Below are 12886 nucleotides of genomic sequence, written 5' to 3' on the forward strand. Positions count from 1 at the left end.
ATCCCGAACTCAGAAGTGAAACGATGCATCGCCGATGGTAGTGTGGGGTTTCCCCATGTGAGAGTAGGTCATCGTCAAGATTAAATTCCGAAACCCCAATTGCGAAAGCAGTTGGGGTTTTGTTTTGCCCGCAGGAAAGTTCGTACGGCATTCTCGGACGCCTTGCGGCTGTCCTCGCCAGCCGACAATGCTAAGGTTCAGTCCTAGCTTTTGTACTTTTCCAAGGAAGCCTTCATGCCGGACACCCAGTCCCTCAACGCTGCATTCATGGTCGTTCAGAGCAATAGCCTGGATGAACTGCGCAGCCTTGTGATCAGCATCATGCGGCGTTATCCACTGGCTCCCTTGGAGAACGAAATTGCACTCGTACAGAGCAACGGCATCGCTCAATGGCTCAAGCTGGCACTGGCTGAGGATCCTGAAGCAGACGACTTAGGCGGCTGTGGTATCGCCGCCGCAATTGATGTGCAACTGCCGGGCAGTTTCATGTGGCAGCTTTACCGGATGGTGCTGGGCCGAGAGGAAATTCCGGCAAAGTCGCTGCTCGACAAGGCACCGTTGACCTGGCGTCTGATGCGCCTGTTGCCACAGGTCATCAACCGGCCGCATTTCGAACCGCTGCAACGCTTTCTCACCCATGACACCGATCTGCGCAAGCGTTACCAGTTGTCCGAACGCTTGGCTGACCTCTTCGACCAATATCAGGTTTACCGCGCTGATTGGCTTGAGGACTGGGCAGAGGGGCATCATCAGCTTCGCAATGTAAGAGGTGAAACGAAGCCGCTCCCAGCGTCCAGTTGCTGGCAGGCAGAGTTGTGGCGCGCCCTGCTGGACGATGTGGGCGAGCAAGGCATGGCCCAAAGTCGGGCAGGCGTGCACCAGCGATTCATGGAGCGCATCAACAGTCTTGAAAGCGCACCGTCCGGACTTCCCCAGCGAGTGATCGTTTTTGGAATTTCCTCGTTGCCCGCACAAGTACTGGAAGCGTTGGCCGGGCTTTCCCGTTTCAGCCAGGTTTTGTTGTGCGTCCATAACCCCTGTCGTTATCACTGGGCCGATATCGTTGCCGACAAGGATCTACTACGTCATCAGTACAAGCGACAAGCCCGCAAAAACGGCATGCCTGTGGTGCTGGACTCGGAATCACTCCACCAACATGCTCACCCGCTCCTCGCTGCATGGGGTAAGCAAGGTCGTGATTACATCAACCTTCTCGACAGCTACGACGAGCCTGACAGCTATCGCGCAGCATTTCGTAACGGGCGTATCGATCTGTTCAGCGAAACACAGCCGGAGAACATGCTCAATCAGTTACAGGACGATATTCTGGAACTGCGGCCACTCAGCGAGACTCGAGCGCGCTGGCCGGCAGTCGATCTGACTCAAGACGATTCGATCCGCTTTCATATTGCCCATAGCGCCCAGCGCGAAGTGGAGATTCTTCACGACCAGCTCTTGGCCCGTTTCAGCGCGAACCCGCAATTACGCCCTCGCGATGTGATCGTGATGGTGCCTGACATCGATAGTTATGCGCCGCATATCCGCGCCGTCTTTGGTCAGCTGGATCGTCATGACCCACGCTTCATTCCCTTCACCATGGCCGATCAGGGGCAACGCGGACGAGATCCATTGCTGATCGCGGTCGAGCATCTGCTCAAGCTGCCGGATAGCCGTTTTCCCGTCAGTGAGATCCTCGACTTGCTCGACGTTCCTGCGTTACGCGCCAGGTTTGGTGTGCAGGAGCGAGACTTGCCGACCCTGCATCGCTGGATCGAGGGGGCCGGGGTGCGTTGGGGCATCGATGCCGGGCAACGTGCCGAGCTGGGATTGCCCGACGAGTTGGAGCAAAACAGTTGGCGCTTTGGCTTGCGCCGGATGCTGCTCGGTTATGCCGTCGGCAGTTCCGGCGCCTGTGGGGATATCGAGCCGTACGACGAAATCGGTGGTCTCGATGCCGCGCTGATCGGCCCGTTGGTAGCATTGCTGGATGCACTGGAACTCTCGTATCAGCAACTGATGAGGCCTGCACAGCCACAGGAGTGGGGGTATCGGCTTCAGGCGTTGATGCAGCTTTTTTTCAAACCCGAAGACGAGCATGACGACTACCTGCTGGCTCAACTCGAGGAGTTGCGCGAAACCTGGCTTGAAACCTGTGAAGCCGTCGGTCTGCTGGACGAGCTGCCACTGACCGTCGTCCGTGAGGCCTGGCTGGCAGGGCTGGATCAGGGGCGTCTGTCGCAGCGCTTTCTGGCCGGAGCCGTTAACTTTTGCACGCTGATGCCGATGCGCGCGATTCCGTTCAGACTGGTTTGTCTGTTGGGCATGAACGATGGCGATTATCCACGCGCTCAACCACCGTTGGACTTCGATCTCATGGGCAGCGACTACCGGCCGGGAGACCGTTCCCGTCGTGAGGATGATCGTTATCTTCTGCTAGAGGCACTCTTGTCCGCTCGTCATCAGCTCTACATCAGTTGGGTCGGTCGCAGCATTCGCGACAACAGTGATCGGCCAGCCTCTGTGTTGATCGGCCAGTTGCGCGATCATCTCGCCAATGGATGGCGATCGGCTGACGACAACGAGGATCTCCTGATTGCCATGACCCAGGAGCATCCGTTGCAGCCATTCAGTTCGCGCTACTTCCACGACGAAGACAAATTGTTCAGCTACGCCAGCGAATGGCAGGTGCTGCATCAACGTCACGAACGGAACGACGTCGCAACAATGCTTGACCCGCATGTCCAGGAGGAGCCGTTGAGCCTGGAGCTGTTGCAGGACTTCCTGCGCAATCCGGTCCGACACTTTTTCACTCAGCGCCTCAAAGTTTACTTCGAAGCGGCGCAGGTACCTCAGGCTGACGAGGAACCCTTTGTGCTGGATGCGTTGCAGCGATACATGCTCAGCGACAGCTTGCTCGGGGCCGCCTTGAGACACCCGGACAATGTTGGTCAGGCACTCGAGTCTCAGGCCCGTCGCCTGCAAAACAGCGGACTGTTGCCCATAGCCGGATTCGGTGAGTGCCTTCAGCGAGAGTTGATCGAACCTTTGCCAGACTTGTTGCAACGCTATCAACAGCTGTTGGCGTTATGGCCAATGCCATTGACCAACGCGCTACCGGTCAATTTTGAATGGCAGGAACTGCGTCTGGAGGGATGGCTGGGCAGTTTGCACCGGCGCGCCGATGGCGGCGTGCTGTCGGTCACGACGATCCCCAACAGCATAGGCTCGATCAAGAGCCGCAAATGGCATCGCATGACCAAATCATGGGTCAGTCACCTTGTCGCGTGTGCCAGTGGGCTTTCCCTGACGACCGCACTGGTGGCCAGTGATGACACGCTCCTTCTTGATCCTCTGGAACCAACCCGAGCGGGGCGAATTCTTGAGGATCTGCTGCTCGCCTGGCAGACGGGCATGCGCCAGCCGCTGCCGGTCGCGGTGAAAACGGCTTTTGCGTGGCTGGCACAGACCGATCCGGTCAAGGCTGAAGCGGCTGCCCGTAAAGCCTATGAAGGGGATGGTCAGACCAGCGAAGGTGAACGTCGCGAAAGCCCGGCTCTGGCCCGACAGTTCCCCGACTACGATGCACTGCAGGCGGATGAAACCTTCTCCGGTTGGTGTGATGCGCTTTATCGCCCGCTGCTCGAGGCACCTTGGCGCTCATGGACCCTCGAGGAGGCAGGCGCATGAGCAATCAACAGCCGCTCGCGCTGGCATTCCCGTTAAGGGGCAGCCAACTGATCGAAGCCAGCGCGGGCACTGGCAAGACGTTTACCATTTCGGCGTTGTATCTGCGGTTGATCCTTGGCCACGGAGGCGAGGCGAGTGGTTTCGGTCGAGAGCTGTTGCCCCCGCAGATTCTCGTGGTGACCTTCACCGACGCAGCCACCAAAGAACTGCGCGAGCGCATACGCACGCGTCTGGCCGAGGCCGCCCGTTTCTTTCGTGACGAGACGCCTGCCCCTGATGCGCTGATCGATGAACTGCGTGCAGAGTTCGATCCGCAACAATGGCCCGGCTGCGCCAATCGCCTGGACATCGCTGCGCAATGGATGGACGAGGCCGCGGTCTCGACGATCCACAGTTGGTGTCAGCGAATGCTGCGCGAGCATGCGTTCGACAGCGGCAGTCTGTTTACCCAGACCCTGGAAACCGATCACAGCGACCTGCTCGGCGAAGTGTTGCGCGATTATTGGCGGCTGTTCTGCTACCCGATGCAGGGCGACGCCTTGAGCTGGGTCCGCAGTCACTGGGGAGGGCCGGCGGCCCTGTTGCCGCGTGTACGGGGGCTGTTTGGCACCGAGCGCGAAGGGAACTCAGACCAGACGCCATCCGAACTGATCGAAGAATGCCAGCAGGAACGCCGTGCGGCATTGGTGGAGTTGAAGGGACCATGGCGGCAGTGGTCCGATGAGTTGCTCGCTATCTGCCATCAGGGTGTCGCCAACAAAACGGTGGATGGGCGCAAGATGCAGGCCCGCTATTTCGAACCCTGGTTTGAAAAGCTCAAGGCCTGGGCTGAGGACGAGACGCTCGAACAATTGGATATCGGCACCGGGTTCGCCCGGCTCACACCGGAGGGCATGGCTGAAGCCTGGAAGGGCGAGCCGCCGAGTCACCCGGGCCTGGATGCCATGCCTGTGCTCAAGTCGAGTCTCGACAATTTGCCGACGCCCGATGCGGCGGTGCTGCAGCATGCTGCCAAATGGGTCGGTGCTCGCTTTGAAGATGAGAAGCGCCGTCGAGCCGAAATGGGTTTCGACGACATGCTGCTGCGTCTGGATGCGGCCTTGCAGTCCGACGGCGGGGAGCGTCTCGCCACGCTTATTCGCGAGCAGTTCCCCGTAGCTTTGATCGATGAATTCCAAGACACGGATCCGGTGCAGTACCGGATTTTCGAAAGCATCTATCGCATTGAAGAGAATAACCCCGAGACCGGGCTGTTCCTGATTGGCGACCCCAAGCAGGCGATCTATGCCTTCCGTGGCGCGGATATCTACACCTACCTGCGAGCCCGCCAGGCCACAACCGGACGCCTGCATACCCTGGGCACGAACTTCCGTTCCAGTCACGGGATGGTCCGTGCGGTCAACCATGTGTTCGAGCGTGCCGAGGCCCGTGAGCAAGGGCGCGGGGCGTTTCTGTTCCGAGAGAAAAACGGCGATAACCCGGTGCCGTTCCAGCCTGTGGAGGCGCAGGGACGCAAAGAACATTTGCAGGTAGCCGGGCTGGACGTACCGGCGCTGAACATCTGGCATCTATCTACCGACAAGCCACTGTCCGGGGCAGTTTATCGCCAGCAGTTGGCGGCAGCCTGCGCCAGTGAGATCACAGCCCTGCTCAATGGCGGGCAGACCGGTCGCGTCGGGTTTGCGCAGGAGGGCAAGGATTGGCGTGGACTGCGGCCAGCGGACATTGCGATCCTGGTGCGCGACGGTAAAGAGGCGCAGGCGATACGCGGTGAGCTCGCAGCGCGTGGAGTCCGCAGCGTTTATCTGTCGGACAAGGACTCGGTCTTTGCCGCACAGGAAGCCCATGACCTGTTGTCGTGGCTCAAGGCGTGCGCCGAGCCGGATGTCGAGCGCTCCCTGAAAGCGGCGCTGGCGTGCATCACGCTGAATCTGCCACTGGCTGAACTGGAGCGTCTGAATCAGGACGAACTGGTCTGGGAAACCCGGGTCATGCAGTTCCGTGGTTACCGTGAGCTATGGCGCAAGCAAGGGGTGCTGCCGATGTTGCGGCGCCTGCTGCACGACTTTCAACTGCCGCAGATGCTCATTGCCCGCAGTGATGGTGAGCGGGTGCTGACCAACCTGTTGCACCTGTCGGAGTTGTTGCAACAGGCCGCGTCGGAACTCGATGGTGAGCAGGCACTGATCCGCCATCTGGCCGAGCATCTGTCGCTGTCTGGGCAGGCAGGTGAAGAGCAGATCCTGCGTCTTGAAAGCGACGAACAACTGGTCAAGGTCGTGACCATTCACAAATCCAAGGGGCTCGAGTACCCGTTGGTGTTCCTGCCTTTCATCTGCTCGGCTAAACCGGTAGATGGCAGTCGATTGCCGCTGCACTACCACGATGAATCCGGCAAGGCTCGCATCAGCCTGAAGCCCGACGCGGAACTGATCGCTGTGGCGGACACCGAACGCCTGGCAGAGGATCTGCGTTTGCTCTACGTCGCGCTGACCCGCGCACAACACGCTTGCTGGCTTGGGGTGACGGATCTCAAGCGCGGCAACCACAGCAGCTCGGTGCTGCATCTTTCTGCGCTGGGCTATCTGTTGGGCGGCGGCGTAACGTTGAACGAATCCAGCGGATTGGCCCGCTGGCTGGACGATCTGCAACAGGATTGTTCGGCGCTGAGCGTTGTTGAAATGCCACAAGCCACCAGCGAGGTTTACCAGCCTCCGCGTAACGAAGCCACTCTGCGTGCCACCCTTTTACCGAGCCGCAGGGCCAGCGAGAACTGGTGGATCGCTTCGTACAGTGCCTTGCGCATCAGTGACGTGCTGAGCGTTGGCAACGACGAAGCCCCCGACAGTCCGCAAGCGCAAAAGCTGTTCGACGACGAACGCCTCGATCCTGAAGCACCGCGCGAGATCATCGCCGGCGGAGCTGATATTCACCGTTTCCCTCGTGGACCGAATCCGGGAACGTTTCTTCACGGTTTGCTCGAGTGGGCGGGTGAGGAGGGCTTCGCGGTCACCCGCGAGTCGCTCGATGATGCGATCGCCCGGCGTTGCAATCGACGGGGCTGGGAGGGCTGGATCACCACCCTCGGCGACTGGTTGCAACACTTGCTCAAACTGCCACTGCCTGCGGGCCTCGACCAACCGCCAGTGGTGCTTGAGCAATTGAAGCAATATCGGGTCGAGATGGAGTTCTGGTTCGCCAGCCACAAGGTCGACGTGCTCAAGCTCGACGAACAGGTGCGTCAATTCACTCACAACGGTGTGGCCCGGGTCGGCGCCGAAGCGGTGCAGCTCAATGGTATGTTCAAAGGCTTTATCGACCTGACGTTCGAGCACGAGGGTCGGTACTACGTGGCCGATTACAAATCCAACTGGCTGGGCGTCGATGACGCCGCGTACACCGAACGGGCCATGGAGCAGTCGATCCTCGACAACCGTTACGACCTGCAATACGTGCTGTACCTGTTGGCACTGCATCGTCAGCTCAAGGCGCGGCTCGCCGATTACGACTACGACCGGCATATCGGCGGCGCGTTGTATCTGTTTCTGCGTGGAACTCGGGCGCCTGGTGGTGGCGTTTACTTCGCACGCCCACCACGGGAGCTGATCGAGCGTCTGGACATCATGTTCCAGGGTAAACCGCAACCCAGGGCCGAGCCCGCGTGGGTGCAGGGAGAATTGCTATGAATCGGACGTTCGCCGACCTGCTGCCCACGCCGCTGACCGCCGACAGCCTCGCGCAGCTGACACCTCTCACCTGTGCCGATGATCTGCTGCTATTGCTCACCCGCTGGGTCGAGCGCGGATGGCTGCGGGCACTGGACAAGGCATTCGTGGCTTTTCTTCATGAATTGGCACCCGATGTCGATCCGCTGGTGTTGCTCGCCGCCGCATTGACCAGTCACCAGCTCGGCCATGGACATGTGTGCCTGGATCTGTTTGAAACCCTCAAGGCGCCGGATTTCGCCCTGTCTTTGCCTCCGGAAGGGGACATGCAACCCGGTGCATTGCTGCTGCCATCGCAGCTGCTTGAAACACTCGACGGGGCGCACTGGTGCAATGTACTGGCCGGCAGTTCGCTGTTGGCACTGGCCGCCGACGAAGGTGCGTCGGCTCAGGAGCGCCCGCTGGTGTTGTCCGGCAAACGCTTGTACTTGCGGCGCTATTGGGCCTACGAGCGGCGTATCGACAGCGCACTGCGTCAGCGACTCGCGGAGCAGGAAGCGACACCACCCGATCTTGCTCGGCGGTTGGACGCACTGTTCGATCCGGCCCAGCGTGCGGATGTCATCGACTGGCAGAAACTCGCCTGCGCCCTGGCTACTCGGAGTGCCTTCAGCATCATCACGGGCGGCCCGGGCACCGGCAAGACGACGACGGTGGTCCGTTTGCTGGCGTTGCTCCAGGCACCTGCGGTCGAGGCTCATCAGCCACTGCGCATTCGGCTCGCGGCGCCTACCGGTAAAGCGGCGGCGCGGCTGACCGAGTCCATCAGTCAGCAGGTGCAGTCGCTGAAGGTCGCTGACAGTGTCCGGGAAAAAATCCCGACCGAGGTGACCACGGTACACCGCCTGCTTGGCAGCCGTCCCGGCACGCGGCACTTTCGCCACCATGCCGGTAACCGCCTGCCACTGGATGTACTGGTGGTCGATGAAGCATCCATGATCGACCTGGAAATGATGGCCAATCTGCTTGATGCCTTGCCGCCTCATGCTCGACTGGTGTTGCTGGGCGACAAGGATCAACTGGCCTCGGTGGAGGCTGGCGCGGTGCTGGGCGATTTGTGCCGTGATGCCGAAGCGGGTTGGTACAGTCCGCAGACTCGCCAGTGGCTGGAAGCGGTGAGCGGCGAATCCCTGCAAGACAGCGGTTTGCAAGAAGGCAGTGACAGCTCGCACCCGCTGGCCCAGCAAGTGGTGATGTTGCGTCACTCACGGCGTTTCGGCGAGGGCAGCGGCATCGGTCAACTGGCGCGACGGGTGAATAAGCAACTCTCGGACGAGGCTCGCCAGTTGCTGGATGCCAAAACCCATGGCGATGTGTTTTCGTTGCCACTTCAGAACGAGCACGACCGGAAACTTGAGCACCTGGTGCTCGATGGACACGGCGAAGGCCCCCACGGTTATCGACACTATCTGAGCATTTTGCGCGATCGACGTCCGGTGAGCGGAACGCCGCTCGAGAACCCGGGTTGGGTCGATTGGGCGCGTGACGTCCTGCGGGCCTTCGATACCTTCCAGTTGTTGTGCGCAGTGCGCAAAGGGCCGTGGGGTGTTGAGGGGCTTAATCAGCGCATCACCGATGCATTGCTCAAGGCGCGGCTGATCGAGAGCGACCAGCAATGGTACGAAGGCCGGCCGGTGTTGATGACTCGAAACGACTATGGCCTCGGGCTGATGAACGGTGACATCGGTATCGCCCTGAAACTCCCCGAGCGCGATGGCCCGGATGCCGGTAAGTCGGTGTTGCGAGTGGCGTTCCCGCGTAACGACGGGCGCGGTGGGGTGCGTTTCGTGTTGCCGAGCCGGCTCAATGATGTCGAGACCGTGTACGCCATGACCGTGCACAAGTCACAGGGCTCGGAGTTTGCCCATACCGCGCTGATCCTGCCGGACGCCCTGAACCCCGTGTTGACCAAGGAACTGATATACACCGGAATTACTCGGGCCAAGGACTGGTTCACCTTGATCGAACCCCGCAATGGCGTATTTGAAGAGGCAGTACAACGCAAGGTGAAGCGCTTGAGCGGACTGATGCTGGAACTGGAAGAAGGAAGGGCGCCTTGAGGATGAAGGTGCCTGGATGACTGACGATTATTGACCGACCGGTCAGAGGTCGCTGTATCGCTGGTGTTCCAGCGCTGTGCTATCGTTGCGGCATCATTTCGTAACGATCCAAGAGAATCCCTGCATGAAGGTGGCTGTCTGGGCGACAGAGCGCGTAGTTGTCTGCAAGCCGGCATTGCTTGCCGTTGCACTCTGTTTGCTCACGGGTGTGGCCGCTGCCCAGACTCCAGCCCCTGCGGGGATGGCCGAACAGCGGGCCAAATCCGTCACTCAGGTTGTCCTCGGTATCCTCAGTTATGCGCGCTGGCCGGTAGAGCCGGCGCAGTTGCGCCTGTGCATCGTCGGCCCGACCGAATACACCGATGACCTGGTCAAGGGCACGACCCAGGCCACGGGTCGTCCGGTCATCGTGCGCCGGCTGTTGGCCGACAATCCGGCCATCGTCAGCGAGTGCGACGCGGTCTATATCGGCAAACTCACCACAGACGAACGCAGCCGGCTGTTCGCGTCCCTGATCGGCCATCCGGTGCTGAGCATCAGCGAAGGCGGCGATCAATGCACGGTCGGCAGTCTGTTCTGCCTGCGGGTCGGTGATGAACAAGTGTCGTTCGAGGTCAATCTCGACTCCGTCGCTCGCAGCGGTGTGCGCATTCACCCCAGCGTGCTGCAGTTGTCGCGCCGCAAACCGGCGGTGCCATGAGACGCGACAAATCCACAGGGCGCCCGACCCTCGGCTCGGTCATCGGCCGTGGCAACCTGATTGTGGCGCTGGTCGCCGTGGCAATGGCCAGTGTGTCGCTGACGCTGCTCGGGGTGCTGGCGCTGCGGGTCTATGCCGATCACAACCTGCACTTGATCGCCCGCTCGATCAGTTACACCGTGGAAGCCGCCGTGGTGTTCAACGACAAGGCCGCCGCGACCGAAGCGCTGGCGTTGATCGCCTCGACCGAAGAAGTGGCCGATGCCCAGGTGCTGGACACTCAGGGCCAATTGCTCGCACGCTGGCAGCGTCCGGAGAACGGCCTGATTTCCGAGCTGGAGATGCAGGTCGCGCGAGTCATTCTGGAAAAACCCATCAACCTGCCGATCCAGCATCAGGATCGCGAGATCGGGCGGATCTTGCTGATCGGCCACGGTGGCAGCCTGATGCGTTTTCTGTTGAGCGGTCTGGCGGGGATCATTCTCTGCACGGCGATCAGCGCCTGGGTCGCGCTGTACCTGGCGCAGCGTCAGTTGCGCAGGATCATCGGCCCGTTGCACAGCCTGGCGGCGGTGGCGCATGCGGCCCGCAGCGAGCGGGCACTGGATCGACGGGTGCCACGGGCAAAAATTGCCGAACTGGACAACCTCGGCGCCGACTTCAATGCCCTGCTCGATGAACTCGAATCCTGGCAAACCCACTTGCAGAGCGAGAACGAAACCCTCGCCCATCAGGCCAGCCATGACAGCCTCACCGGGTTGCCGAACCGGGCCTTTTTCGAAGGCCGCCTGATCCGTGCTCTGCGCAATGCCCACAAGTTGAATGAGCAAGTGGCGGTGCTGTTTCTCGACAGCGACCGTTTCAAGGACATCAACGACAACTTCGGTCATGCCGCTGGCGATGCCGTGCTGGTGGCGGTGGCGAATCGGGTGCGGGCGCAGTTGCGTGAAGAGGATCTGGTGGCGCGTCTGGGCGGTGACGAGTTCGCCGTTCTGCTCACGCCGTTGCACAAGACCGAAGACGCCGAACGCATTGCCGACAAGATCCTCGCCAGCATGGACACCCCGATTGCGCTGCCGGGCGACAGCAGTGTCGTGACGTCGCTCAGTATCGGCATCGCGGTTTACCCCGATCATGGCGTCACGCCTGGCACCTTGCTTGATGCGGCCGATGCCGCGATGTATCAAGCCAAGCGTTTGTCGCGCGGCGCCCAATTCACGGCCGGGACGGAGTACCCGGTCGATTCCGTTCAAACCAGGAGCTGATGCCCGTGTCCTCACTTTCCTTTCGCCTGTTTTCCACTCTGTTGCTGACGGCCATGCTGGCCCTGACCGGTTGCCAGACCGCCCCGCAAAAAGGCCTGACGCCGGCCCAGGTCGCGGTTCTCAAGCAGCAAGGCTTCGAGCTGACCGATGACGGCTGGGAGTTTGGCCTGTCGGGCAAAGTATTGTTTGGCAGCGATGTCGAAAGCCTGAATCAGCAAAGTACCGAAATCGTCGAGCGTATCGGTAAAGCCTTGCTGGGTGTCGGCATCGAACGGGTACGAGTGGATGGCCACACCGACGCTTCGGGCAAGGAAACCTATAACCAGCAGCTGTCACTGCGTCGCGCGAAAAGCGTCGGCAAAGTGCTGACCTCGGTCGGCATGAAAGAAGAGAACATCCAGTTGCAAGGCCTCGGCAGCCGCGAACCGGTCGCCTCCAACGATACCGCCGCCGGCCGCACCGAAAACCGCCGGGTGTCGATCGTGGTCAGCGCCGATTAGTCGGCGAACTGCATCTCTCGAGTTTCACCCATCAACAGCGCCTGATTGCGCTCGGTCACCTCACGGATGTAATCCCACAACAGGGTGATCCGCTTGAGCTTGCGCAGATCTTCCCGGCAGTACATCCAGAACTGCCGGGTGATATCGATTTCCTCCGGCAGCACCGGCAACAGGCGCGGATCCTGAGCCGCGAGAAAGCACGGCAGAATCGCCAATGAGCGCCCCTGCTGCGCCGCCACGAACTGCGCAATCACGCTGGTGCTGCGTAAATTGGCGCTGGCACCGGGCAACACGTTCGCCAGATACAGCAGCTCCGAGCTGAACGCCAGGTCATCCACGTAACTGATGAATTGATGCTTGCCCAGGTCGGCGGGGCGGCGGATCGGCGGGTGTTTGTCGAGATATTCCTGGGTCGCGTACAGCTGCAAGCGGTAGTCGCAGAGTTTGCAGCACACGTACGGCCCGTGTTCCGGGCGCTCGAGGGCGATGACGATGTCGGCCTCGCGTTTGGACAGGCTGATGAAGTGTGGCAGCGGCAGGATGTCCACCGAGATCGCCGGGTAGGCGTCGACGAAGTGGCTCAGTTGCGGGGTGATGAAGAAGCTGCCGAAACCTTCGGTGCAACCCATCCGCACGTGCCCGGACAGTGCGACGCCGGAGCCCGAAACTTGCTCGCAGGCCATGTGCAGCGTGCTTTCGATCGACTCGGCATAACTCAGCAGGCGCTGGCCTTCGGCAGTCAGCACGAAACCGCTGGTGCGGGACTTTTCGAACAGCAAGGTACCGAGCGCCGCTTCCAGCGAACTGATCCGCCGCGACACGGTGGTGTAGTCCACCGCCAGGCGTTTAGCCGCCGTGCTGGCCTTGCGGGTACGGGCGACTTCAAGGAAAAACTTGAGGTCATCCCAATTCAGCGAGCCTAGAGAGGTGATGTTTTTTTGCATGATGG

7 protein-coding genes and 1 rRNA gene are annotated in these 12886 nt (G+C 60.7%); 7 read left to right on the top strand and 1 reads right to left on the bottom strand.

Going from position 1 to position 12886, the window contains the following annotated elements; genetic code table 11:
- From rrf to yfiB, 7 genes are all read left to right on the top strand, one after another.
- A 5S ribosomal RNA gene (gene rrf / locus L6D74_RS30385) occupies window positions 1–80 on the top strand; the annotation flags it as partial.
- 154 nt (window positions 81–234) lie between these two features.
- On the top strand, window positions 235–3687 hold the full coding sequence (gene recC / locus L6D74_RS28705) for an exodeoxyribonuclease V subunit gamma (RefSeq protein ID WP_236191472.1): 3453 nt from the start codon (window positions 235–237) through the stop codon (window positions 3685–3687).
- On the top strand, window positions 3684–7373 hold the full coding sequence (recB, locus tag L6D74_RS28710) for an exodeoxyribonuclease V subunit beta (protein WP_236191474.1): 3690 nt from the start codon (window positions 3684–3686) through the stop codon (window positions 7371–7373). Before recC ends, recB begins: the two co-directional genes overlap by 4 nt.
- Window positions 7370–9472: an exodeoxyribonuclease V subunit alpha gene (recD, locus tag L6D74_RS28715; protein ID WP_236191476.1), complete on the top strand. Its 2103-nt coding sequence runs from the start codon at window positions 7370–7372 to the stop codon at window positions 9470–9472. Before recB ends, recD begins: the two co-directional genes overlap by 4 nt.
- A 124-nt stretch (window positions 9473–9596) precedes the next feature.
- Window positions 9597–10172, top strand: a complete 576-nt coding sequence (yfiR, locus tag L6D74_RS28720; protein ID WP_064593289.1) for a regulatory sequestration protein YfiR — start codon at window positions 9597–9599, stop codon at window positions 10170–10172.
- On the top strand, window positions 10169–11437 hold the full coding sequence (gene dgcN / locus L6D74_RS28725) for a diguanylate cyclase DgcN/YfiN (RefSeq protein ID WP_236191478.1): 1269 nt from the start codon (window positions 10169–10171) through the stop codon (window positions 11435–11437). The genes yfiR and dgcN overlap by 4 nt, the downstream gene beginning before the upstream one ends.
- A complete protein-coding gene (yfiB, locus tag L6D74_RS28730; RefSeq protein ID WP_064593291.1) occupies window positions 11437–11937 on the top strand; it encodes an outer membrane lipoprotein YfiB in 501 nt (166 codons plus the stop codon). Before dgcN ends, yfiB begins: the two co-directional genes overlap by 1 nt.
- Here yfiB and L6D74_RS28735 read toward each other — a convergent pair.
- A complete protein-coding gene (locus tag L6D74_RS28735; protein ID WP_039772937.1) occupies window positions 11934–12881 on the bottom strand; it encodes a LysR family transcriptional regulator in 948 nt (315 codons plus the stop codon). The two genes, yfiB and L6D74_RS28735, sit on opposite strands and share 4 nt — an antisense overlap.
- Between the last annotated feature and the right edge of the window lie 5 nt (window positions 12882–12886).

It is taken from the genome of Pseudomonas pharyngis (assembly GCF_021602345.1).
Classification (GTDB): Bacteria; Pseudomonadota; Gammaproteobacteria; order Pseudomonadales; family Pseudomonadaceae; genus Aquipseudomonas; species Aquipseudomonas pharyngis.

Coding starts and splice junctions, on each gene's coding strand:
- recC (WP_236191472.1), top strand. CDS start 235: ATGCCGGACACCCAGTCCCTCAACGCTGCATTCATGGTCGTTCAGAGC.
- recB (WP_236191474.1), top strand. CDS start 3,684: ATGAGCAATCAACAGCCGCTCGCGCTGGCATTCCCGTTAAGGGGCAGC.
- recD (WP_236191476.1), top strand. CDS start 7,370: ATGAATCGGACGTTCGCCGACCTGCTGCCCACGCCGCTGACCGCCGAC.
- yfiR (WP_064593289.1), top strand. CDS start 9,597: ATGAAGGTGGCTGTCTGGGCGACAGAGCGCGTAGTTGTCTGCAAGCCG.
- dgcN (WP_236191478.1), top strand. CDS start 10,169: ATGAGACGCGACAAATCCACAGGGCGCCCGACCCTCGGCTCGGTCATC.
- yfiB (WP_064593291.1), top strand. CDS start 11,437: ATGCCCGTGTCCTCACTTTCCTTTCGCCTGTTTTCCACTCTGTTGCTG.
- L6D74_RS28735 (WP_039772937.1), bottom strand. CDS start 12,881: ATGCAAAAAAACATCACCTCTCTAGGCTCGCTGAATTGGGATGACCTC.